The organism is Micromonospora sp. NPDC047738, assembly GCF_040642675.1.
GTDB lineage: Bacteria > Actinomycetota > Actinomycetes > Mycobacteriales > Micromonosporaceae > Micromonospora.
Genome location: NZ_JBEYSO010000001.1, coordinates 298,582 through 322,664, shown reverse-complemented (window position 1 = coordinate 322,664; position 24,083 = coordinate 298,582). Strand labels below are relative to the sequence as shown.

General features: G+C 73.8%; 16 protein-coding genes. 12 read left to right on the top strand and 4 right to left on the bottom strand.

Annotated elements, in window-relative coordinates; translation table 11 throughout:
• The first annotated feature begins 64 nt into the window (after positions 1 to 64).
• Positions 65 to 3,565 (top strand): ABC transporter ATP-binding protein, encoded by a 3,501-nt coding sequence (locus ABZ783_RS01495; protein WP_357433615.1) that lies wholly within the window; start codon positions 65 to 67, stop codon positions 3,563 to 3,565.
• Between the two features lie 124 nt (positions 3,566 to 3,689).
• Here the strand turns inward: ABZ783_RS01495 and ABZ783_RS01490 are convergent, their stop codons facing one another.
• The 4 genes from ABZ783_RS01490 to ABZ783_RS01475 all read right to left on the bottom strand — a co-directional run bounded on the left by ABZ783_RS01490 (position 3,690) and on the right by ABZ783_RS01475 (position 7,917).
• Positions 3,690 to 4,757: an NADH:flavin oxidoreductase/NADH oxidase gene (locus ABZ783_RS01490; RefSeq protein ID WP_357433613.1), complete on the bottom strand. Its 1,068-nt coding sequence runs from the start codon at positions 4,755 to 4,757 to the stop codon at positions 3,690 to 3,692.
• A gap of 58 nt (positions 4,758 to 4,815) precedes the next feature.
• Positions 4,816 to 6,108: a dicarboxylate/amino acid:cation symporter gene (locus ABZ783_RS01485; protein ID WP_357434293.1), complete on the bottom strand. Its 1,293-nt coding sequence runs from the start codon at positions 6,106 to 6,108 to the stop codon at positions 4,816 to 4,818.
• A 230-nt stretch (positions 6,109 to 6,338) separates the two neighbouring features.
• Positions 6,339 to 6,959, bottom strand: coding sequence for a DUF998 domain-containing protein (locus ABZ783_RS01480; RefSeq protein WP_357433611.1), 621 nt, complete (start codon positions 6,957 to 6,959; stop codon positions 6,339 to 6,341).
• Positions 6,952 to 7,917 (bottom strand): glutathione S-transferase C-terminal domain-containing protein, encoded by a 966-nt coding sequence (locus tag ABZ783_RS01475; protein WP_357433609.1) that lies wholly within the window; start codon positions 7,915 to 7,917, stop codon positions 6,952 to 6,954. The genes ABZ783_RS01480 and ABZ783_RS01475 overlap by 8 nt, the downstream gene beginning before the upstream one ends.
• 105 nt (positions 7,918 to 8,022) lie before the next feature.
• Here ABZ783_RS01475 and pcaF point away from each other — a divergent pair, with 105 nt between their 5' ends.
• The 11 genes from pcaF (at position 8,023) to ABZ783_RS01420 (ending at position 24,080) form a co-directional block, all read left to right on the top strand.
• The gene (pcaF, locus tag ABZ783_RS01470; RefSeq protein ID WP_357433607.1) at positions 8,023 to 9,228 is read left to right on the top strand and encodes a 3-oxoadipyl-CoA thiolase; all 1,206 of its coding nucleotides are present in this window, start codon (positions 8,023 to 8,025) and stop codon (positions 9,226 to 9,228) included.
• Positions 9,229 to 9,445: 217 nt separating this feature from the next.
• Positions 9,446 to 10,264 (top strand): SAM-dependent methyltransferase, encoded by an 819-nt coding sequence (locus tag ABZ783_RS01465; RefSeq protein ID WP_357433605.1) that lies wholly within the window; start codon positions 9,446 to 9,448, stop codon positions 10,262 to 10,264.
• 6 nt (positions 10,265 to 10,270) lie between these two features.
• Complete coding sequence (locus tag ABZ783_RS01460) at positions 10,271 to 12,433, top strand: EAL domain-containing protein (RefSeq protein ID WP_357433603.1); 2,163 nt, start codon at positions 10,271 to 10,273, stop codon at positions 12,431 to 12,433.
• A gap of 46 nt (positions 12,434 to 12,479) precedes the next feature.
• Positions 12,480 to 12,980, top strand: coding sequence for a DUF456 domain-containing protein (locus tag ABZ783_RS01455; protein ID WP_357433601.1), 501 nt, complete (start codon positions 12,480 to 12,482; stop codon positions 12,978 to 12,980).
• A gap of 387 nt (positions 12,981 to 13,367) precedes the next feature.
• On the top strand, positions 13,368 to 14,945 hold the full coding sequence (locus ABZ783_RS01450) for an amino acid permease (protein ID WP_357433599.1): 1,578 nt from the start codon (positions 13,368 to 13,370) through the stop codon (positions 14,943 to 14,945).
• Positions 14,946 to 15,007: 62 nt separating this feature from the next.
• Positions 15,008 to 15,814 carry an FCD domain-containing protein gene (locus ABZ783_RS01445; protein WP_357433597.1) on the top strand — a complete coding sequence of 269 codons (807 nt, stop codon included), beginning with the start codon at positions 15,008 to 15,010 and terminating at the stop codon, positions 15,812 to 15,814.
• A gap of 64 nt (positions 15,815 to 15,878) precedes the next feature.
• Complete coding sequence (locus ABZ783_RS01440; protein ID WP_357433595.1) at positions 15,879 to 17,243, top strand: glutamine synthetase family protein; 1,365 nt, start codon at positions 15,879 to 15,881, stop codon at positions 17,241 to 17,243.
• 28 nt (positions 17,244 to 17,271) lie between these two features.
• The gene (locus ABZ783_RS01435) at positions 17,272 to 18,627 is read left to right on the top strand and encodes an aldehyde dehydrogenase family protein (RefSeq protein ID WP_357434292.1); all 1,356 of its coding nucleotides are present in this window, start codon (positions 17,272 to 17,274) and stop codon (positions 18,625 to 18,627) included.
• A gap of 5 nt (positions 18,628 to 18,632) precedes the next feature.
• Positions 18,633 to 19,400 carry a 3-oxoacyl-ACP reductase gene (locus tag ABZ783_RS01430; protein WP_357433593.1) on the top strand — a complete coding sequence of 256 codons (768 nt, stop codon included), beginning with the start codon at positions 18,633 to 18,635 and terminating at the stop codon, positions 19,398 to 19,400.
• A 115-nt stretch (positions 19,401 to 19,515) separates the two neighbouring features.
• Positions 19,516 to 20,220 (top strand): gamma-glutamyl-gamma-aminobutyrate hydrolase family protein, encoded by a 705-nt coding sequence (locus tag ABZ783_RS01425; protein ID WP_357433591.1) that lies wholly within the window; start codon positions 19,516 to 19,518, stop codon positions 20,218 to 20,220.
• 209 nt (positions 20,221 to 20,429) lie between these two features.
• Complete coding sequence (locus ABZ783_RS01420; RefSeq protein ID WP_357433589.1) at positions 20,430 to 24,080, top strand: SpoIIE family protein phosphatase; 3,651 nt, start codon at positions 20,430 to 20,432, stop codon at positions 24,078 to 24,080.
• The last annotated feature ends 3 nt before the right edge of the window (positions 24,081 to 24,083 follow it).

Here is a 24,083-nt window from a genome sequence, read left to right as displayed (position 1 = left end):
GGTCGCGACCGGGCCGGAAGGCTGGGGGTACCGCCCCCATCGACCCGAGTCCGGAGGACTGTCCATGCGCCTGCTCCGAGATCTCTGGGCCACCGCACCTCGCCGCATGGCCCTCGTGGGGTTCCTGACCGTCCTCGGCGCCGGTGGTCAGGCGGCCGCCTCCGCGCTGGCCGGCCCGGTCCTCGTGCAGCGGTCGTCCGGCTGGTTCGTGCTGCTGGCCGCCGCGCTGGTCGCCGTCGTCGTCAGCGACCTGGTGATCGGGCTGGTGATGGCCCGGGTCACCGCGGACTGGTCGGCCGACGTACGCCGCCGGCTCTGCCGGGTGGCCCTCGGGCAGGACCTGCCCACCCTGGAGACCACCCCGGTCGGCGAGCTGCTCGACCGCATCGACAACGACGTCTACCAGGTCGCCTCCGAGCTGCGGAACACCGGCGTACGGCTCGCCCAGGGGCTGGCGGTCTGCCTGCTGGCCACGGTGAGCGCGCTCTTCGTCTGGTGGCCCGCCGGGGTCGGCATGGTGGTGCTGACCGTGCTGCTCGGCGTGGTGCTGCGCCGGCCGACCGCCCGCATCGGCCCGGCCCGGATGGCCGAGGAAGAGGCCTGGTCCGATCTCGCCGCGGTGATGGAGGAGGCCGTCCACGGCCAGGACGACGTACGGACCAGCCTCGCCCAGCCGTACGTGCTGCGGCTGTACGCCCGGCGCGCCGCCGAGGTGCTGGCCCGCGGCAAGCGGGTGTTCCTCATGTCCGCGAAGGTCACCACCGTCGCCGGCGGGGGTATCCGGGCCGGCATCGCCGCCGTCGTCCTCGCCGGGGCGTGGGCGCTCACCACCGGCCGGGTGGACGGCACCCGACTCACTGCGATCTGGCTGCTCGCCCTCGCCTTCGGGGCCACCGTCGAGCACATCGCCCGCTGGGTGCCGCACCTGCAGTACGCGCTCGGCGCGTGGGCCCGCGTGCAGCTGCTCTCCGACGCCCGCCAGGAACCCGCCGGCGGCGTCGCCCCGGCCGAGGGCGACCTCACGGTGCGGGGGCTCACCTTCCGCTACCCCGCCACCTCGGACGCCGACCGTGGCCCGGCGCTGCGCGACGTGCGACTCACCTTCGCCCGTGGCCGGTCCTACGCCCTGGTGGGGCGGACCGGGTCGGGCAAGTCCACCCTCGCCAAGGTGCTCACCCGGGCGGTGGAGGTGCCGCGCGGCACCGTCTTCCTCGGCGACACCGACCTGGTGGACCTCGACGTGGAGCGGCTGCGGCAGTGGGTCGCCGTGGTGCCGCAGCGCACCGAGATCCTGGCCGGCACGCTCGCCGAGAACGTCGCCCTCTTCGACCCCGACCTGCTCGACGAAGCCCCCCGGGCGCTGGGCGAGCTGGGGCTGGGCGGCTGGGTCGCCGAGCTGCCCGACGGGGTGCACACCAGGCTCGGTGAGGGCGGGCAGGCGCTCTCCGCCGGGCAGGAGCAGCTCGTGGCGTTCGCCCGGATCCTGGTCCGGGACCCGCAGGTGGTGATCCTCGACGAGGCCACCGCCCGGCTCGACCCGGTCACCGAGAACCGGGTACGCCAGGCCACCGAGCGGCTGCTCGCCGGCCGGATCGGCATCGTCATCGCGCACCGGCTCTCCTCGGTGCGCCGCTGCGACGAGGTCGTGGTGATGGGTGACGGTGCGGTGCTGGAGGCCGGCCCGCTGCAGAAGTCGGAACGCTTCGCCGAACTGCTGGCACACAGCCATGCCGGCGCGTACGCCGCCGCGACCGCGGGACGCGGTGGGGTGGACCTGCTGCCCGCGCCGGCCGGCGAGTGGGACGACGAGTCGGGGGCAACCGTCGCGCCGGCACCGGCCGAGCGACCGGTGGCCGTACCGAAGACCGATCCGCCGCCGGCGCCACCCGCACCACCTGCGCGGACCATGCGGGAGATCCTGCGGTTGGGCCTGAACGACCCCCGCTACGGCCTGGCCTCGGTCGCCATGTTCGTCGTCATGCTGCTGCTCGGCCTCGACGGCTCGATCCTGCCCTGGCTGTGGGCGGACGTCGTCGACGGCGGCGACCCGTGGCTGCCGGCGCTCGGCATCGCCGCCGCGCTGCTGCTGATCCTGCCCCTGCCGTTCCTCACCAACCTCCGGTTCCCGCAGTGGTGGGTCCGGCAGATGCTGCGTATCAGCGCGCGTCTGGTGCACGGGCAGACCGGACCGCGCCGGGTCAGCGGGCACACCCCGGCGGAGGTGGTGGCCCAGGGCGGCGACACCGACCGGGTGGTGCAGCTCGCCGACAATCTGATGGACCAGTTCATCGCCCTGGCGCTGCTGGTGAGCATGGTCGCGGTGACCGGCAGCGTGGTGCCCGGGCTGTTCTTCGTGGGCACGATGGTGATCTCCGGCCTGGCCGCGACGCTTTTCGGCCCCCGGCTGGAACGCACCGCCCGGGGCACGGTGAAGGCGCGGGCGGCGTTCGCGACCGCCCTGGTGTCCTCGCTGTCGGCGGCCCGTACGGTGAAACTGGCCGGTGCCACCCGCCCGGTGCTGGACCACCTCGCCCGGCTGGACGTCGTCCGCAGCGACCGGCAGCGCCGGGAGATCGCCATGCAGGTGTGGGCGCGGTCCACTCCGTCGATGGCCAGCGGGCTGCTGCCGATCGGGGCGTGGGCGCTCTACCTGACCGGCGGCCTCTCCGCCGGCGGTGTGCTGGTGGCCGTCTCCACCCTCGGCGCGGCCCGCTGGTTCGCCTGGACCACCGCCGCGCTGGTGTCCCACTACCCGTCGGCGCGGGTGTGGACCCGACGGACCGTGGCGATGGCCGGGGTGGCCGCGTACTCGGCGACGGTGCCGGGCGTGGACATCGCGGCCGGCACCGCCCCGGCCCCGGTGCCTGCGGCCCGGCGGCCGCTGCGCCGGCTGGAGCTGGCCGGGTTCGGCGCGCTGCACACCGACGGCACCCTCGCCGTCCGCGACGTCGACCTCACCGTCGACCGGGGACAGCTGGTGCTGGTGGTCGGGCCGGTCGGATCCGGCAAGTCGTCGCTGCTGCGGGCCCTCGCCGGGATCGTCCACCACACCGGCGCGCTGCGCTGGAACGGCGAGCCGGTGACCGAGCCGGAACTGTTCCTCCGCCCCAACCAGGTCGGCTACGTCGGCCAGCTGCCCCGGGTGCTCTCCGGCACCGTGGCCGACAACATCGCGCTCGGGCACCAGGTGGACGCCGCCGAGGCGGTGTCGACCGCCCAGCTCGACCACGACCTGGCCGCCGCCGGCGGTGGACTCGGGCTCCTCATCGGGCACAAGGGCACCCGGCTCTCCGGTGGGCAGCTCCAGCGGCTGGCGCTGGCCCGGGCGCTGGCGCCGCGTACCGAGCTGCTGGTCGCCGACGACGTGTCGTCCGCGCTGGACGTCACCACCGAGCTGGCGCTCTGGGCGGCACTGCGGGAGCACGGCGTGACCGTGGTCGGGTCGACCGCCAAACGGGCCGCGCTGGTCCGGGCGGACCACGTCGTGGTGCTGGTCGACGGGGCGGTGGTGGCGCAGGGGCCGTGGCGCGACCTGGAAACCGACTGGGCCCACCTGGCGGGCTGACCAGACCACCCCGGGCGCCGGCATCCGTGATCATGAGGTTGCGGGGACGAAAGGGGCGAATCGCCCCGCCAACCTCATGATCGACCTGGCGCCCGGCCCGCGTGGCCAGGGTGGTCGGGGTGGGTCAGAAGGCGCGGGTGTACTGGTTCGGCCAGTCGGGGGTGGCGCCGAGCTTGGCGGCGGCGCGGCGGGGCCAGTACGGGTCGCGCAGCAACTCCCGGCCGAGCAGCACCAGGTCGGCCTCGCCGCCGGCGACGATCTGCTCAGCCTGCTCCGGCTCGACGATCAGGCCGACCGCGCCGGTGGGCACGCCCGCGTCGCGGCGGATCCGGGCGGCCAGCGGCACCTGGTAGCCGGGGCCGACCGGGATGCTCGCCCCGGCCGAGGCGCCCCCGGACGAGGCGTCCACCAGGTCCACCCCGGCGGCGGCCAGTTCGCCGGCGAGCACCACGCTGTCCTCGACGGTCCAGCCACCGTCCACCCAGTCGGTGGCGGAGATCCGGGTGAGCACCGGCACCGCCGCACCGACGGCGGCGCGGACTGCCCGGGCCACCTCCAGGGTGAGCCGCATCCGGCCGGCCCGGTCGCCGCCGTACGCGTCGTCGCGCCGGTTGGTCAGCGGGGAGAGGAACTCGTGCAGCAGGTAGCCGTGCGCGGCGTGGATCTCCACGGCGCGGAAGCCGGCGTCCAGCGCCCGCCCGGCGGCGACGGCGAACGCCTCGACCACCTGGGCGATCCCGGCCTCGTCGAGCGCGGTCGGCCGCCGATAGTCGGGCAGGAACGGCTCGCTGCCGGGGCCGACCGGCGTCCAGCCGCCCTCGGCGTCCGGCACGCCACCCCGGTCCGCGGCCCACGGCCGGTACGTCGACGCCTTGAACCCGGCGTGCGCCAGCTGCACGGCCGGCACCGCCCCCTGCCCGGCGAGGAACGCGGTGATCGGCCGCCACGCGTCGACGTGCGCACCGGACCAGAGCCCGGTGTCCTGGGGGCTGATCCGCCCCTCGGGCACCACGGCGGTGGCCTCGGTGATGATCAGCCCGACCCCGCCGACGGCGCGGGAGCCGAGGTGGATCCGGTGCCAGTCGGTGGGCAGGCCGTCCGGGCCGGCGCTGTATTGGCACATCGGCGCCATGGCGACCCGGTTGGGCAGGGTGACGCCGCGCAGGGCGAGCGGGGTGAACAGGGCACTCATGTCGGGATCCTCCAACGACACGGAGAGGGGCCCCGGGTGGGGCCCCTCACCAGCGGTGTCAGGCGGGGACGGGGGCGAGCCGCTCCGCGGGGCGGTCGGCCTCGTCCGCGTCCACCAGGTCGCGCTTGCCGGCCGAGTCGTACGCCGTCCGGTCGAGGGTGCCCTCGCGGGCGGCCACGATGGTCGGCACGAGCGCCTGCCCGGCCACGTTGGTGGCGGTGCGGATCATGTCCAGGATCGGGTCGATCGCCAGCAGCAGGCCGGCACCGGCCAGCGGCAGGCCCAGCGTGCTCAGGGTCAGGGTGAGCATGACGATCGCGCCGGTGAGGCCGGCCGTGGCGGCCGAGCCGACCACCGAGACGAAGGCGATCAGCAGGTAGTCGGTGATGCCCAGGTGCACCCCGAAGACCTGCGCCACGAAGATCGCGGCCAGGGCCGGGTAGATGGCGGCGCAGCCGTCCATCTTCGTGGTGGCGCCGAACGGCACCGCGAAGGAGGCGTACTCGCGGGGGACACCGAGCCGCTCGACCGAGCGCTGGGTCACCGGCATGGTGCCCACCGAGGAGCGGGAGACGAAGGCCAGCTCGATGGCGGGCCAGGCGCCGGCGAAGAAGCGCAGCGGGTTGAGCCGGCCCGCGGCCACCAGCAGCAGCGGGTAGACCACGAAGAGCACGATCGCGCAGCCGACGTAGACGGCGGTGGTGAACTTGGCGAGCGGGGCCAGCAGGTCCCAGCCGTACGAGGCGACCGCGTTGCCGATCAGGCCGAGCGTGCCGAGCGGGGCGAGCCGGATGACCCACCAGAGCGCCTTCTGCACGATGGCCAGCAGCGACCGGTTGAGCGCCACGAACGGCTCGGCGGCCTCGCCGATCAGCATCGCGGCGGCGCCCACCACCAGGGCGAGGAAGACGATCTGGAGGACGTTGCCCTCCACGAAGGCCCCGATCGGGTTGGTCGGGACGATGCCGGTGAGGAAGTCGGTCCAGGAGCCGGTCCTCTTCGGCGCGGCGGCGCCGGCCAGGTCGAGCGTGACGCCCTTGCCCGGGTCGGTGAGCAGGCCGATGCCGATGCCGAGGCTCACCGCGATCAGCGCGGTGATGCCGAACCAGAGCAGCGTCTTGAGCGCCAGCCGGGCCGCGTTGGCCACGCCGCGCAGGCTGACCACGCTGACCACGATGGCGGTGAAGACCAGCGGCGGCACGGCCAGCTTGAGGAGCTGGACGAAGAGGTGCCCGACCGTGTCGAGGGTGCTGGTCAGCCAGCTGACGTCGTTGGCGCGGGCGACGAAGCCGAGCACCACGCCGAGCACGAGGCCGAGCAGGATCTGCAGGGAAAAGGGGAATTTGCGCAGGGCGGAAGCCATGAGGATGCGTCCAAGGTCTGGAGAGGGGGCGGTCAGGGCAGCGTCAGGAACGAGGCTGCGCCGGACAGACGCCGCTGGCCTGCCGTCGGAGGTCGACGTACAGGCGCTCGGTGAGGTGCCAGACGTTGGTCATCGCCTGCGGATGCTACTCCCAGCCAGTCCACAGGCGGAAGGATCGACCGCCGTGATGCTCCTTACAGGCAGAGTTCATCCGTTCGTCACGGTCGGCGGGACAGCCCCAGGGCGGTGGCCGTGGCCAGGCCCCAGGCGGCGGCCACCGCCAGCAGCAGCCGCTCCAACACCCCCACCAGTTCGCCGCGGCCCACCACCAGCATGGCCAGCGCGATCGCCCCCGAGAGCGGCAGAGCCAGCGCCGCGCCGGCTCCGGCGATCCGGCGCAGCGGCCGGCCCGCCGCCGGGGCGAGCACCAGCGCCAGCATCGCGAAGACCACCGCGGCCGTGGCCGCCACGCTGGCCCCGCCGTGCACCAGGTCCGCCATGGTGGCGGCCTCGAACGGCGGCAGCGGGCAGCCGGCGCTGCACGTCACCGCGCCAGAGAGCACCGTGCAGGTCCCACCGGCGGCGAGCAGGACCGCCGCCGACCGCAGCGCCGGAGGCAGCGCCGCCGCGAGCAGCAGCAGCGCCGCCGCCAGGGCGAAGATCCCGATCCGGTACGCCCCGGCGTACCCGCTGTCGGTGACGCCGGCCTCGCTGACGTACCCGGTCAGGCCCGGACCGGGACCGGCGACGACGGCGACCGTCACGGCGACCGTGCCGGCCACGACGCAGCCGGCGGCGGCCGACGCGGCGGCGGCCCGGGCGGCGCCGGGATCAGCCACGCCTGTGCGGTGTGGTCCAGCCGTGCAGGTCCGGTCCGAGCGGCACGATCCGGGTCGGGTTGATCATGTCGTGGGTGGCGTAGTAGTGCCGCTTGATGTGGTCGAAGTCCACCGTCTCGCCGAAGCCCGGGGTCTGGAACAGGTCCCGGGCGTACGCCCAGAGCACCGGCATCTCGGTCAGCTTCTGCCGGTTGCACTTGAAGTGCCCGTGGTACGCCACGTCGAAGCGGACCAGCGTGGTGAACAGCCGCACGTCCGCCTCGGTGATCTGGTCGCCCATCAGGTAGCGGCGCCCGGACAGCCGCTCCGACAGCAGGTCGAGCCGGGCGAAGAGCGCCCTGTACGCCTCGTCGTACGCCTCCTGCGAGGTGGCGAAGCCGCACCGGTAGACGCCGTTGTTGACGTCCCGGTGGATCTCCGCCATCAGGGCGTCCAGCTCCGGGCGCAACTCGACCGGGTAGAGGTCTGGCGCGCCCGGCTTGTGGAACCGCCGCCACTCGGTGGACAAGTCCAGGGTGAGCTGCGGGTAGTCGTTGGTCACCACCCGGCCGGTCAGCGTGTCGATCAGCGCCGGCACGGTCACCCGGCCGGTGTAGTCCGGGTCGGTGGCCAGGTACGCGTCGGAGAGGAAGCTGATGCCCAGCACCGGGTCGAAGCCGTCCGGGTCGAGCGCGAACCGCCAGCCCCGCTCGTCCCGGATCGGGTCGACCGTGCCCAACGAGATCACGTCCTCCAGCCCGAGCAGGTTGCGCACGATCCGGGCCCGGTGCGCCCACGGGCAGGCCCGGCACCAGATGAGCCGGTACCGGCCGGCCTCCAGCGGCCAGCGGCCCTGGTCGTCGGGGCCGCCGCCCTCGGGAGAGGTGGAGTGCGGGGTGACCCGACCGGTGAACCGGTTGGGCTGGCGGACGAACTCACCGCTGCGGGTGCTCTCTGCGCTGAACTGGGCGCGGGCCATGCCGTCAACCTATCCGTTCCGGGCGCGGATATCCTGGCGCCGGACGTCCCCGGGACCCGGCGGGCGCCCCCGCCAGCCCCTTCCACCCTCGAAGGACGCAGCACCATGACCGTGGCATACCTCGTGGCCGGAGTCCGCACCCCGATCGGTCGGTACGCCGGCGCCCTCGCCGGGGTACGCCCCGACGACCTGGCCGCGCACGTGATCCGCGAACTGGTCGCCCGGCACCCGGCCGTGGACTGGGCCCGCACCGACGACGTGCTCCTCGGCTGCGCCAACCAGGCCGGCGAGGACAACCGCAACGTGGCCCGGATGGCGGCGCTGCTCGGCGGGCTGCCCGAGGAGGTTCCAGGCAGCACGGTCAACCGGCTCTGCGGCTCCGGCCTGGACGCCCTCGCCACCGCGGCCCGCGCGATCGCCGCCGGGGAGGCCGACCTGGTGGTCGCCGGCGGGGTGGAGAGCATGAGCCGGGCGCCGTTCGTCATGCCGAAGGCGACCACCCCGTTCTCCCGCACCGCCGAGGTGTACGACACCACCATCGGCTGGCGGCTGGTCAACCCCCTGATGAAGCGGGGCTGGGGCATCGACTCGATGCCGGAGACGGCGGAGAACGTCGGCGCCGAGTACGGCGTCGACCGGGCGGCGCAGGACGAGTTCGCGTTCCGCTCCCAGCAGCGGGCCGCCAAGGCGCAGGCCGACGGCCGGCTGGCCGAGGAGATCGTGCCGGTGACCGTGCCGGCCGGCCGGCGCGAGACGAAGCTGGTCGAGGTCGACGAGCACCCCCGGGAGACCTCGCTGGAGAAGCTCGCCGCGCTGCCCACCCCGTTCCGCGAGGGCGGCACGGTGACCGCCGGCAACTCGTCCGGCGTCAACGACGGTGCGGTGGCCCTGCTGGTCGCCTCCGAGGCCGCCGTCTCCCGGTACGGCCTCACCCCGCTGGCCCGGGTGAGCGGCGCGGCGGCGGCCGGCGTACCACCCCGGATCATGGGCGTCGGCCCGGTGCCGGCCACCCGCAAGCTGCTCGACCGGCACGGCCTCGGCCTGGCCGACCTCGACGTGATCGAGCTGAACGAGGCGTTCGCCGCCCAGTCCGTGGCGGTGCTGCGCGAGCTGGGGCTGCCCGAGGACGCCGAGCACGTCAACCCGAACGGCGGCGCCATCGCCCTGGGCCACCCGCTGGGTGCCAGCGGCGCCCGGCTGGCGCTCACCGCCGCGCTGGAGCTGCGCCGTCGGGGCGGCCGGCGGGCCCTCGCCACCATGTGCATCGGCGTCGGGCAGGGTATCTCGCTGCTGCTGGAGTCGGCCGCCTGAGCCCTGGTCCGCCCGGCGCGCCCCCGCGGGCCGGGCGGTCGGCCCCGGCACCGGCGGTCGGCCAGGTCCGGGCCGTCGATTGTGGATCTCCCGTACCTGGTGCTGGGCGCATAGAGTGGTCAGGACGACACGATCCCGCGGGTCGGCCGGTGTCCCTTCCGAGTGCCCGGGCGCCGGACGTTCCCGCACACGCGGAGACGACCTGGGGGGCCGAGCGATGCAGACGCCGGACGAACCACCCGCCGAGATCGACCTGACCCGGCCCAGCGCGGCCCGGGTCTACGACTACTTCCTCGGTGGCGCGCACAACTTCGAGATCGACCGGCAACTCGCCGAGCAGATCGCCGGCATGACCCCGCACCTGCCCGCCACCATGCGCGCGGGCCGGGAGTTCCTGCGCCGGGCGGTCCGGGTGCTGCTCGACGCCGGCATCGACCAGTTCCTCGACATCGGGTCGGGCATCCCCACCGTCGGCAACGTGCACGAGGTCGCCCAGGCGGCCAACCCCGAGGCCCGGATCGTCTACGTCGACATCGACCCGGTCGCCGTGGCACACAGCCAGGAACTGCTGGCCGGCAACGACCGGGCGGTCGCCGTCCGGGCCGACCTGCGCGACCCGAAGCGGATCCTGGACGAGGCCCGGTCCAGCACGCTGATCGACTTCGACCGTCCGCTCGGCATCCTGCTCGCCGGGGTGGTCCACTTCATCCACGACGCCGACCGGCCCGCCGACGTCCTGGCCACCCTGCGGGCCGCCGCCGCACCGGGCAGCTACCTGGTCATCTCCCACTCCACCTTCGAGGACCAGCCGCAGGAGATGCTCGACGCGCAGCGGTTGTCGGCGCGTACCGCCACCGAGATCACGCTCCGCTCGCGGGCCGAGGTCACCGACTTCTTCGGCGACTGGACCATCCTTGAGCCGGGCGTGGTGCACATGCCGCTGTGGCGGCCCGACTCGCCGTCCGACGTGGACGAGCACCCCGAGCGGTTCGGGGCGTTCGGCGGCGTCGCCCGGTACGACCGGCCCGCCGGCTGAGCCGACATGAGCGCCCCCGACGGGGACGACCTCAGCCGGCCGGGTGCCGCCGCGTACGCCGCCGAGTGGGCCCGGGCGGTGCGGCGGCTCGGGTTCGTGCCGATGAGCGCGGCTGAGACCGAGCGCCTGCTGCTGGCGCACGCCGTACGCCTGGGCCGGGCGCTGCGCGCCCCGACCTTCTCCGCCGAGGCGGGGGAGGAGGTGGGGCGGGCCCTGGTGGAGGCGCACCTCACCGAGCCGGGAGTGCTGGACTGGTCGGTCCGGGCCCTCGGTGACCGGTTCCTGCCCTCGGTGCTGCCGGCCCGCGCCGAGCTGCCCGAGGCACGGGACCGGGTCGCCGCGTTGCAGGGTGCGCTCGCCGCCGGCTTCGCTCGGGCGCTGCGCGACCGCACCTTCTACCAGCAGGAGCGGATCGCCCGCTCGGCCTGGCAGGCCCGGGACGCGGTGGAACAGGCCCTGCGGGACAGCGAGGCCCGGTTCCGCACGGTCTTCGTCGGCGCGGCCATCGGGATCGGCATCGCCGGGGTGGACGGGCGGATCATCGACGTCAACGAGTCGTTCGCGGACATGCTCGGCTACTCCGTCGCCGAGCTGCGCCAGATCAACGTGGCCGCGCTCTTCCACGCCGACGACGCGGCCGGCATGTGGGAGCTCTACCAGGAGCTGATCGAGGGGAAGCGGGACAGCGCCCGGGTGGAGAAGCGCTACCACCGCAAGGACGGCAGCGTGCTCTGGACCGACCTGGCCGTCTCCCTGATCCGGTACGACGACGGCCGCCCCCGGTTCACCGTCGCCATGATCGAGGACATCACCGAGCGGCACGAACTCCAGCAGCGGCTGCGTTTCCAGGCGCTGCACGACCCGCTCACCGGCCTGCCCAACCGCACGCTCTTCTTCGAGCGGTTGGGTGAGGTCTTCGACCGGGCCGGCCCGGAGGAGCGGGTCGGGCTCTGCTTCCTCGACCTGGATGGCTTCAAGGCGATCAACGACAGCCTCGGCCACGACCTCGGCGACCGGCTGCTCAAGGTCATCGCCCGGCGGCTGTCCGACTGCGTGGCCGGCCGCGGCCACCTGGTGGCCCGGATGGGCGGCGACGAGTTCGTCATCCTGGTCGACTCCGGCGGCGGCCTCGACGACGCGGTGGAGGTGGCCGAACTGGCCCTGGCCGCGGTGTCCGCCCCGGTCCAGGTCGGGACCCAGCAGCTCGCCGTCTCGGCCAGCATCGGCATCGTCGAGTGCCCGGTCGAGGAGACCAGCGTCTCCGAGCTGATGAAGGCGGCCGACACCACCCTCTATTGGGCCAAGGCCGAGGGGCGGGGCCGCTGGGCGGTCTACGACCCGGAGCGCAGCGCCGCGGACATCGCCCGCTCGGCGCTGGCCGCGAGCCTGCCCGCTGCCCTGGACCGGGGCGAGTTCGTGCTGCACTACCAGCCCATCGTCTCGCTGCTCGACGGGTCCATGGTGGCGGTGGAGGCGCTGGTCCGCTGGCAGCACCCGGAGCTGGGGCTGATCGGCCCGGACCGGTTCATCGGCCTGGCCGAGGAGACCGGCCTGATCGTGCGCCTGGGCGCCTGGGTGCTGCGGCAGGCGTGCCGGGACGCGGAGGGCTGGCGGCGGGCGTATCCGGACGCGCGGCTGGTGGTCAGCGTCAACCTGGCCGCCCGGCAGGCCGACGATCCAGCGATCGTGGAGACCGTCGCCGAGGCCCTGCAGCACACCGGGCTCCCCGCCGAGCTGCTGCAGCTGGAGCTGACCGAGAGCGCCGTGATGGGCAGCGGCGGGGAGCCGCTGCGCGCCCTGCACCAGCTCGCCGACCTCGGCGTACGGCTGGCCATCGACGACTTCGGCACCGGGTACTCGAACCTGGCGTACCTGCGGCGGCTGCCGATCCACTGCCTGAAGCTGGCCGGCCCGTTCGTGGAGGGGATCCGGGCCGACGGGGCGGACGCAGCCGCCGACCATCGGGACGAGCGGATCGTCGACGCGCTGGTCCGGCTGGCCCACGCGGTGGAACTCTGGGTGACCGCCGAGGCGGTGGAGACGGAGGCGCAGGCGGAGCGGCTGCGGGCGCTGCGCTGCGACACCGGGCAGGGCCGCTGGTTCGGCGCCCCGGTCCCGGCCGAGCACATCCGCCGGCGGCTGGCCGGTGAGGAGGAGGCGGCGGCGTGACCGGCTCGCCGCCGGTCGGGCCTACCGGCGGAGCGAGGGAGGCGGCGTGGACCTGACCGACACGCAGGCGTTGGTCTCGGTGCTGGCCGGCCTGGCGATCCTGGCCGGGCTGGCCGGGGTGGTGGTGCCCGGGCTGCCGGCGCTGCCGCTGTGCTGGGGCGGGGTGCTGGTGTGGGCGCTCTTCGGCGACGCCGGCCCGGGCCGCTGGGCGGTGCTCGCCGCCGCCACCGTGGTCGCCGTCGGCGGTGGGGTCGTCAAGTATCTCTGGCCGGGGCGGAACCTGAAGCGGACCGGGGTGCCCACGTCCTCGCTGCTGGCCGGGGGCCTGCTCGGGCTGGTCGGGTTCTTCGTGGTCCCGGTGGTCGGCCTGCCGATCGGCTTCGTGGGCGGGGTCTGGGTCGCCGAGCGGCTGCGACTGGGCAGCAACCAGCTCGCCTGGCCGGCCACCGTGCAGGCGCTCAAGGCGGCCGGCCTGTCCATGCTGGTCGAGTTCCTGGCCGGCCTGGTCATAGCGGCGCTCTGGGTCGCCGGGCTGCTGTTCGCCTGATCGGCCGGGCCGGTCGACGTCGCCGAGCCGGGCCTGTGTTCACGGCTGGCAGACCGGGTGCGACGGCGCGGGCGTCCGGGGGTACGGCGAACCGCCGTACATCAGTGAGAGAGAGGTGGACGCCGCGCGCCGTCGCGGGCCGGGCGTTGCCGAGCGCCCGGCGGTGGGCCCGTCGCGATCGGGCCTGGTCACTGGCTCAAGGATGCCGCCGGCACCACCCGGGCGGCAACGCATTTCGCGCGCCTCGGGCCGGGGGCCTCGATTAATGGTCTGGTCCTGACGGAATTTTCGGTCGATCTCCATTGACCTGGTTGCGGGTGGAGGCTCATCATCCCGTCAGGCGGTGACGCAGGTCACAGTCTTCACCCCCGTCCAAGGGAGACACCGATGAGCTCAACGATTGAGGACGGAGTACCCCCGCCTTCCCCGGTCTCGGACGAGGAACGGCTCGCGCAGCTGGGATACAAGCAGGAGCTGCGCCGAAAGCTGTCCGGCTTCTCCAACTTCGCGGTCTCGTTCTCCATCATCTCGATCCTGGCCGGCGCGATCACGTCGTACGGCATCGCGATGACGGCGGGCGGCCCGCTGGCGATCACCCTGGGCTGGCTCTTCGTCGGCGTCATGGTGATCTTCGTCGCGCTGGCCATGGCCGAGATCTGCTCGGTCTATCCCACCGCCGGGGCCCTCTACTGGTGGGCCGCCGCGCTCGCCAAGCGGAACAAGGCGGTGTGGGCATGGTTCGTCGGCTGGTTCAACTTCCTCGGCGAGGTGGCGGTGACCGCCGCGATCGACTTCGGTGCGGCCATCACCACCTCCGCCTTCCTGAGCCTCGCCTTCGACATGGAGGTGACCGCGGGACGCACCTTCCTGATCTTCCTGGTGATCATCATCGCGCACGGCCTGCTCAACACCTTCGGCGTCAACCTCGTGCGGCTGCTCTCGGACGTCAGCGCCTGGTGGCACCTCGCCGGCGTCGCGGTCATCGTGATCGCCCTCGCGTTCGTGCCGGACCAGCACAAGCCCATCTCCGAGGTCTTCCTGGAGGTGCGCAACGAGACCGGCTTCACCTTCGCCGGCGCGGCCGGCTACGCGGTGCTCATCGGCCTCCTGATGGCGCAGTACACCTACACCGGGTACGACGCCAGCGCCCACGTGGCGGAGGAGACCCACGACGCCGCCCGCTCCGCGCCCCGCGGCATCGTGATGTCGGTCGTGGTCTCGGTCCTCGCCGGCTTCGTGCTCCTGTTCGCCATCACCTGGTCCATCCAGGACTACGAGGCCGAGCGGACGACCGCGCTGGGCCTGCCCCCGGCGCAGATCTTCATCGACGCGGCGGGGCAGGACCTCGGCACGTTCCTGCTCTTCATCTGCGTGGTCGCCCAGTTCTTCTGCGGCATGGCATCGGTGACGGCGAACTCCCGGATGGCCTATGCGTTCAGCCGGGACGGGGCGTTGCCCGGCTCCGGCATCTGGAAGCGGGTCAACCAGCGCACGGGCACCCCGACCAACTCGATCTGGCTCTGCGTCGCCTGTTCCACCCTGCTCGTCCTGCCGTCGCTCTGGAACACCACCGCCTACCTGGCCGCCACGTCCATCGCGGTGATCGGCCTCTACATCGCGTACGTGGCCCCGGTCTTCCTGCGCCGGCGCACGGCGGACTTCCAGGTCGGCCCGTGGAACCTGGGTCGGTGGAGCGCGCCGGTCGGGTGGATCGCCATCGTCTGGGTCGCGGTCATCTGCGTCCTGTTCGTGCTGCCCACCAGCAGCCCCGTCACCGCCAGCACGTTCAACTACACGATCGTCGCGGTCGGCGTCGTGCTCGGCGGTGCCTGGCTCTGGTGGGTGCTCAGCGCCCGGCGCTGGTTCACCGGCCCTCGCCACAACGTGGCGGATCCGGTTATCCCCAGGCCGGCGACGGGCGCCGAGCCCGTCACCGAGCCGAGCACCGAGTCGGCCACCGAGTAGGTTGCCCGGGTGGCGGGTGCCCGGTGGGTGCCCGCCACCCGCGTGGAGGGGAAGGGGCGGCGATGCCGATCGATGCCGGGACTGCCGAGCCGGGGAGCGCCGCCGCCGGGGGGCCGGGCGGTGCCGGGGCATCGACGCCGGAAGCCGTACCGGCCTTTCCGGTGTGGCGCCCGGTGCGCGGCGGCAACGCCTTCGAGATCACCGTCGCCCGGCTCGTCCAGGCGATCAAACTGGGCCTGGTCCGGGTCGGTGAGCGGCTGCCCGCCGAGCGGGAGCTGGCCGAGCGGCTGCAGGTCAGCCGGGTGACCCTGCGGGAGGCGATAGCGGCGCTGCGCGAGGCCGGCTATCTCGAGTCCCGCCGCGGGCGTACCGGTGGGACCTTCGTCCGCTCGGTGATGCCCACACCCGGTGCCGGCGACGGGCGCCCGGACGCGGGGGAGCTGGCCCGCGAGATGGGCGACCGGCTGCCCGACGCGCTCGACTTCCGGCGGGTGCTGGAGTCGGGTGCGGCGGGCCTGGCCGCCAACCGCAGCCTGCCGGCGGTCGAGCGGCAGCACCTGGTCGCCGCCCTGGCCGCCTCGCGCGACCGCGATCCGGTCCACCGGCGGGTCGCGGACTCCCGGTTGCACCTGGCGATCGCCGCGGCCAGCGGCTCCCCGTCGCTGGCCGCGGCCGTCGCCGACGTGCAGTTGACCCTCGACCGGCTCCTCGCCGCGATCCCGGTGATCCCCCGGAACCTCGACCACTCCGACGTCCAGCACACCCGGATCGTCGATGCGATCCTGGCGGGCGACCCGAACGGCGCCCGGCTGGTGATGGAGGAACACTGCGACGCCACGGCGGAATTGCTGCGCGGTCTGCTCGGGTAAGTGAGGGCCGCCCATTGACGGATTGAAAGGTTCAGTAGTAGACCTTTCCCATGGAGGCGCGCCGATGAGGAAAGCCCCGCTCACGCTGGAACAACTCCGGGTCGCGGTCGCCGACGGCGAGCTCGACACGGTGGTGCTGGCCCTGGCCGACATGCAGGGCCGGCTGCAGGGCAAACGGTTCCACGCTCCGTACTTTCTCGACCAGGTGGTCGCGCACGGCAGCGAGGGCTGCAACTACCTGCTCGCCGTCGACGTCGACATGAACACCGTCGACGGGTACGCGATGTCCAGCTGGGAACGCGGCTACGGCGACTTCGCGCTGAAGCCCGACCTGGACACCCTGCGCCGGATGCCGTGGCAGCCCGGCAGCGCCCTGCTCCTGGCCGACCTGGAGTGGCTGGACGGCACCGGCCCGGTGGTCGCCTCGCCCCGGCAGATCCTGCGCCGGCAGCTCGAGCGGCTGGCCGGGCACGGGCTGACCGCGTACGCCGGGACCGAGCTGGAGTTCGTGCTGTTCCGCGACTCGTACGAGGCGGCGTGGCGGCGCGGCTACCGCGACCTGACCCCGGCCAACCAGTACAACGTGGACTACTCGCTGCTCGGCACCGCCCGGGTGGAGCCGCTGCTGCGCCGGATCCGCACCGAGATGGCCGGGGCGGGACTGACCCCGGAGAGCGCCAAGGGCGAGTGCAACCTCGGCCAGCACGAGATCGCCTTCCGCTACGACGAGGCGCTGGCCTGCGCCGACCACCATGTCATCTACAAGAACGGGGCGAAGGAGATCGCCGCCCAGGAGGGCATGTCGATCACCTTCATGGCGAAGCCGAACGCGCGGGAGGGCAACTCCTGCCACATCCACTTCTCGCTGCGCGACGCCGCCGGCCGCTCGGCCCTGCTCGGGGACGGGCCGGCGCACCTCAGCGTGACCGGGCAACGGGTGCTGGCCGGGCTGCTCGCCACGATGCGGGAGTTCAGCCTCTTCTTCGCCCCGAACGTCAACTCCTACAAGCGCTACCAGCCGGGCTCCTTCGCCCCGACCGCGCTGCGCTGGGGCACCGACAACCGCACCTGCGCGCTGCGGCTGGTTGGGCACGGCCAGGGCATGCGGGTGGAGAACCGGGTGCCCGGCGCGGACGTCAACCCGTACCTGGCGATCGCCGCACTGGTGGCCGGGGCGGTCTACGGCATCGAGCGGGAGCTGGAGTTGGGCGAGGAGTGCACCGGCAACGCGTACGACGACGGGACCGCGGCGCGGGTGCCGGGGACGCTGCGCGACGCGCTCGCCCTCTGGGAGTCCTCCGAGGTGGCCCGGGACGCCTTCGGCACCGAGGTGGTCGCCCACTACGCCAACCAGGCCCGGGTCGAGGTGACCGCCTTCGACGCCGCCGTGACCGACTGGGAGTTGGTCCGTGGCTTCGAACGGCTCTGACCGGCCGGACGTCCAGGAGGAGGGCACGTTGACCGAGGTGCGGAATCCGGCGACCGGGGCGGTGCTGCGCGAGGTGCCGGCCACCTCGCCGGCCGAGACCGACGCGGCGATCGCCCGGGCCGCCCGGGCGTACGAGTCGTGGCGGGCGGTGGCGCCCGGCGACCGGGCGCGGCTGCTGCGGCGGTTCGCCGCGGTGGTGGACGCGCACCTGGCGGAGCTGGCGTTGCTGGAGGTCCGCAACGCGGGCCACACCATCGGCAACGCCCGCTGGGAGGCGGCCAACGTCCGGGACGTCCTCGACTACTACGCCGGCGCGCCGGAGCGGCTGACCGGGCGGCAGATCCCGGTGCCCGGCGGCTTGGACGTCACCTTCCACGAACCGCTCGGCGTGGTCGGCGTGATCGTGCCGTGGAACTTCCCGATGCCGATCGCCGGTTGGGGCTTTGCGCCGGCTCTCGCCGCCGGCAACACGGTGGTGCTCAAGCCGGCCGAGCTGACCCCGCTCACCGCGCTGCGCCTGGCCGACCTCGCGCTGGAGGCGGGGCTCCCGGAGGATGTGTTCACCGTCCTGCCCGGGCAGGGGAGTGTGGTGGGGGAGCGGTTCGTCACCCACCCGGCGGTGCGCAAGGTCTGCTTCACCGGCTCCACCGAGGTCGGTACCCGGATCATGGCCGGCTGTGCCGCCCAGGTGAAGCGGGTCACGCTGGAGCTGGGCGGGAAGTCAGCCAACCTGGTCTTCGCCGACGCCGACGTCGAGAAGGCGGCGGCCACCGCGCCGTACGCGGTCTTCGACAACGCCGGCCAGGACTGCTGCGCCCGCTCGCGGATCCTGGTCCAGCGCCCGGTGTACGACCGCTTCCTGGAGCTGCTCGAACCGGCCGTGCGCGCGTTCCGGGTCGAGGACCCGGCCGCCGAGAGCGCCGAGATGGGGCCACTGATCTCCGCCGGACACCGGGACCGGGTCGCCGGGTACGTCGACGGGGCGAAGGTGGCCTTCACCGGCTCCCGCCCCGACGGTCCCGGCTGGTGGTACGCCCCGACCGTGCTGCTCGCCGAATCCCCGGCCGACCGGCACTGGCGCGAGGAGGTGTTCGGCCCGGTGGTCTCGGTGCTTCCCTTCGACGACGAGGCGGACGCGATCCGGCTCGCCAATGACACCGAGTACGGCCTGTCCGGGTCGATCTGGACCCGGGACGTGGGCCGGGCGGTCCGGGTGGCCCGGGCGGTGGAGTCCGGCAACCTCAGTGTGAACTCGCACTCCTCGGTCCGCTACTGGACGCCGTTCGGCGGCATGAAGCGCTCCGGGCTCGGCCGGGAACTGGGCCCGGACGCGCTGCACGCCTTCACCGACGTCAAGAACGTGTTCATCTCGACAGAGGAGTGACCGCAGTGCAGGGACGGCTTCAGGACCGGGTAGCGGTGGTGACCGGAGCGGGCAGCGGGATCGGGCTGGCCACCGTGCGGCGGTTCGCCGCCGAGGGGGCGCGGGTCGTCTGCGTCGACATCGACCCCGCGGCGGGCAAGCGGGCCGCCGACGAGGTGGGCGGCGAGTTCGTCGCCTGCGACGTGGCCGACGAGGCGTCGGTCCGGGACCTCTTCGACGGGGTGGCCGAGCGGCACGGCCGGGTCGACGTCGCGTTCAACAACGCCGGCATCTCCCCGCCGGACGACGACTCCATCCTGGACACCGGGCTGGACGCCTGGGAGCGGGTGCTGCGGGTCAACACCACGAGCGTCTACCTGTGCTGCAAGTACGTCATCCCGCACATGCGCCGCCAGGGCAAGGGCTCGATCATCAACACCGCCTCGTTCGTGGCGCTGATGGGCGCGGCGACCTCGCAGATCGCGTACACCGCGAGCAAGGGCGGGGTGCTCGCGATGACCCGGGAGCTGGGCGTGCAGTTCGCCCGAGAGGGGATCCGGGTCAACGCGCTCTGCCCCGGCCCGATCGCCACGCCGCTGCTGCTGGAGCTGTTCGCCAAGGATCCGGAGCGGGCGGCCCGCCGGCTGGTGCACGTGCCGATGGGCCGGTTCGGCGACCCGACGGAGATCGCCGCCGCGGTGGCCTTCCTGGCCAGCGACGACGCCTCGTTCATGACCGCCGCGCAGTTCGTGGTGGACGGTGGGATCACCGGCGCCTACGTGACACCAGTGTGAGCGCGAGGAGTGAGCCGGGTTTGCGAGCCCCGCAGTCGCGAACGAAGGTGGCGCGGTGAGCGCGAGGAGTGAGCCGGGTTTGCGAGCCCCGCAGTCGCGAACGAAAGGCGGCGCTGTGAGCCGGCCGATCATCGGGATCACCGCGTACGTCGAGCCGGCCGGCTGGGCGGTGTGGCGGGACGTCCCGGCGGCGCTGGTGCCGCAGGCGTACGTCCGGGCGGTGACCGCCGCTGGCGGCCGCGCCGTGGTGCTGCCCCCCGACGACGCGGACGCGGACGTGCTGCGGGTCCTCGACGGGCTGCTGCTGGCCGGCGGCGCGGACGTCGGCCCGGAGCGGTACGGCCAGCCGCCCGACCCGCGCACCGAGAGCCGGCCGGACCGGGACGCCGGCGAGCTGGCCCTGCTGACCGCCGCGCTCGCCGCCGACCTGCCGGTGCTCGGCGTGTGCCGAGGCATGCAGCTGCTCGCGATCGCTCACGGCGGCGCCTTGCACCAGCACCTGCCGGATGTGGTCGGCCACGACGGGCACCGGCCGGCGCCCGGGGTGTACGGCGTCCACCCGGTCCGGTTCGCCCCGGGCAGCCTGGCCGCGGCGGTGATGGACGGGGTGGACCGGGTCAACTCGTACCACCACCAGGGGGTGGCCGACCCGGGCCGCCTGATCGCCACCGGCTGGGCCCACGACGGGGTCGTGGAGGCCGTCGAGGACCCGGGGCGGCGCTTCCTGCTCGGGGTGCAGTGGCATCCGGAGAACGACCCGGATCCCCGGCCGGTGGCCGCCCTGGTCCGCGCCGCCACCGGCGAACCGGTGTCCACGTGACCCAGATCACCGACCCCGCCGGCCTGCTCTGGATGATCCGCGTCCGGCCCGACTCGCCGCCGACCGCGGGTTACGCCAGGATGAGGCGTAGGTAACCAGCGTCCCGGGTCGGGCCTGCGTTTACCGTGCTCCTCCGCCTGGGTAGAAGGCGGGGATGGCCGGCGGAGTTTGCGCCGGCCGTCGTGGACATGGCCGGAGCGGGAGGCTGCATGGGCTCGGCCCAGGGGGGCGAGGACCGGGATCACGCGTCCTCGGGGACAGTCGCGGAACAGTTCCCACCGCTGCTGGCCGCGGCGTTCGCCGCAGGCGGCGAGATGGGCGCGCGGCTGGGTGCCTTCGAGTGGTCCGGCAGCCCGCTCGGCACCCCGGACAGCTGGCCTCCGGCGCTCCGGCACGCCGTCAGCATGATGCTCTCGTCCCGGGCCCAGATCGCGATGTTCTGGGGCGAGGACCACCGCGCCTTCTACAACGACGCCTACCGGCCGACCATCGGCGACAAGCATCCGGCGGCGATCGGGCAGCCCGCCCGCGAGCACTGGGTGGAGACCTGGGACGTCCTCGGACCGCTGCTGGAGGGGGTACGCCGCACCGGCGAGCCGTACCGCGGTGAGAACCATCCCTTCGTGCTGGACCGGCACGGCTTCCTGGAGGACGTCTACTTCGACGTCTCGTACGATCCGATCCGGGACGCCGACGGCACCGTCAGCGGCGTTTTCTGCTTCGTCAACGAGACCACCGGCCGGGTGCTCGGCGAGCGCCGGCTGCGTGCCCTGGCCGAGCTGGGCAGCCGGCTCGCCGACGTGCAGAGCACGGCGGAACTGGGCCGGTCCGCAGCCCGGGTGCTCGGCGCGTACCGGCCGGACGTGCCGTTCGCCGCGATCTGGCTGACCGACGGGGACGGCACGCCGGCGCTGGCCGGCCACACCGGAGTCGACCCGGGCCGTCTCGCCAGCGGGCCGCCGGAGCCCGCCGCCGACGGCGCAGCCCGCGCGGTGTCCGTCGCGGACCTGCTCGGCGAGGTGCCGCCCGACGCCGCCGACCACGCCCTCGTGCTGCCGCTCACCGCCGCCAACGAGCCGGCCGGCGTGCTGCTGCTCGGGCTGGCCCGCCGGCTGCCGTTCAGCGACGACTACCGCGACTTCGTTGACCTGGTCGCCGCTCAGATCTCCCGCGCGCTCGGCAACCAGCGGGCGTACGAGCAGGAGCGGGCCCGGGGCGCCGAGCTGGCCGCGCTGGACCGCGCCAAGACCAGCTTCTTCGCCAACGTCAGTCACGAGTTCCGCACCCCGCTCACCCTGGTCCTCGGCCCGCTGGAGGACCTGCTCGCCGACCCGGGGCTGCCCGCGGCGTACACCGAGCGGCTGAGCATGACGCACCGCAACGCGCTGCGGCTGCTCAAACTGGTCAACACCGTGCTCGACTTCTCGCGGCTGGAGTCCGGCCGGCTGACCGCCCACTACCAGCCCACCGACCTGGCCGACTACACCTCCCGGCTGGCCAGCACCTTCCGCTCGGCCACCGAACGGGCCGGCCTGCGGCTGGTGGTGGACTGCCCGCCGCTGCCCGCGCCGGTCCACCTCGACCGGGACATGTGGGAGAAGATCGTCCTCAACCTGGTCTCCAACGCGGTCAAGTTCACCTTCGAGGGTGAGATCCGGGTTCGGGTCCGCCCCGGCGACGGCGTCGCCGTGCTGACCGTGGCCGACACCGGCGTCGGCATCGCGCCGGAGGAGCTGCCGCAGGTCTTCGAGCGGTTCCACCGGGTGCCCGGCGTGCGCACCCGCACCCACGAGGGCACCGGCATCGGCCTCGCCCTGGTCCGCGAGCTGGTGGAGATGCACGGCGGGACGGTGCAGGCGCACAGCGTCGTGGACCAGGGCACCACGTTCACCGTGACCGTCCCGTTCGGGTACGCCCACCTGCCCGCCGACCGGGTGGCCGCCAGCGCCGCGCCACTGGGCGAGCCCGAACAGGCCCGGCTGCATGTCGCCGAGACCGCACTCTGGACCGACGAGATGACCGTGCCCGCCGGCCCGCCAGAGCCGGCCGAGGTGCCCGCCGGGGCGGGCCGGATCCTGCTCGCCGACGACAACGCCGACCTGCGCGAGCACGTCAGCCGGCTGCTCTCCGCTTCGTACGAGGTGGTCGCCGTCCCGGACGGCGCGGCGGCGCTGCGACTGGCCGTCGAGTCCCCGTTCGACCTGGTGCTGGCCGACGTGATGATGCCCCGGCTGGACGGTTACGGTCTGGTCAGCGCGTTGCGGGCCAACCCGGTCACCCGGCACGTGCCGATCGTGCTGCTCTCCGCCCGGGCCGGCTCGGCCGAGGAGGTCGCCGGGCTCTCGGTCGGTGCCGACGACTACCTGACCAAGCCCTTCTCCAGCCAGGAGCTGATCGCCCGGGTCCGGGCCAACGTCGAGCTGGGCCAGCTGCGCGGGCAGATCATCCGCCGGCTGCGGGCCCTCGCCGACGCGGCCGTGGCGGTCAACACCGCCCGCTCCACGGCCGAGGTGGTGCAGGTCGCCGCCCGACACGCGCTCAGCCTCGCCGAGGCCGCTCGGGTGGCGGTCACCGCCACCGGCGCCCGGTACGAGGCCGACGGCGGCGGCGAGACGAGCGCCGAACCCTCGGCCGTCCTGCCGTTGACCGGCACCAGCGGTGTGCAGCTCGGCGAGCTGCGGGTGTGGCGCCGGGAGGGCGGTGGCACCGAACAGGCCGCGCTCACCGAGCTGGCTCGGCTGATCGGCGTCCGGCTGGAGAACGCCCAGCTCTACGAGGCCGAGCACCGGATCGCCACCACCCTCCAGCACAGCCTGCTGCCGCGTACCCTGCCGCAGTTGCCGGGCGCGGTGGTGGCCAGCCGCTACCTGCCCGGCAGCGCCGAGGTCGAGGTCGGCGGCGACTGGTACGACGTGATCGGCACGCCCGACGACGAGCTGGTGCTGGTGATCGGCGACGTGATGGGCAAGGGCGTCCGGGCCGCCGCCGCGATGGGCCAGCTCCGCAACGCGCTGCGGGCGTACGTGCTGGAGGGCTACGATCCGGGGCAGGCGCTGACCCGGCTGAACCGCCTGGTCGGTTCCACCGAGGGCGGCTCCTTCGCCACCGTGGTCTGCCTCTGGTTCTCCCCGCGCACCGGCCGGCTGCGGTACGCCAGCGCGGGTCATCCGGCACCCCTGGTGATCCGCGGGGACGACGTGTCGTACCTGCACGACCGGGCCCTCGGGCCGCCGGTCGGGGCGATCCCACAGGCCGAGTACCGGACCGTCGAGGGCCAGTTGGCCCCCGGCGGCCGGCTGCTGCTCTACACCGACGGGCTGATCGAGGACCGGCAGCTCGGCATCGACGCCGGGCTCGGGCGGCTCCGGCTGGACGCCACCACCCGGGGCGAGCACGTGGCCGATCTGGTCGACGCGGTGGTCCAGCGGGTCGCCGAGCGTATCCGGCACGACGACGTGGCCGTGCTCGCGCTGGAGGCGACCGAGCTGAACCGGTTCGTGCTGCGGCTGCCGGCCGAACCGACCCGGCTCAGCGTGCTACGCAAGCGGCTGGAGGACTTCCTGGTCGCCCACCACGTCGGCGAGACCGACCTGTTCGACCTCACTGTGGCGATCTCCGAGGCCGCCGCGAACGCCATCGAGCACCCGGTGTCGCCGACCGAGCCGGTGATCGGTGTCGAGGTGAGGATCGAGGACCGTACGGTGACAGCCACCGTCCGGGACAGCGGGCGGTGGCGGGAGTCCACCGGGTCGAGTTTCCGCGGCCGGGGGCTGGCGCTGATCCAGGCGCTCGGTGAGCTGACCGTGACCCGGTCCGCGGCGGGCACCGAGGTGACGCTGCGCCGCCGGTTGGCGGACTGACGG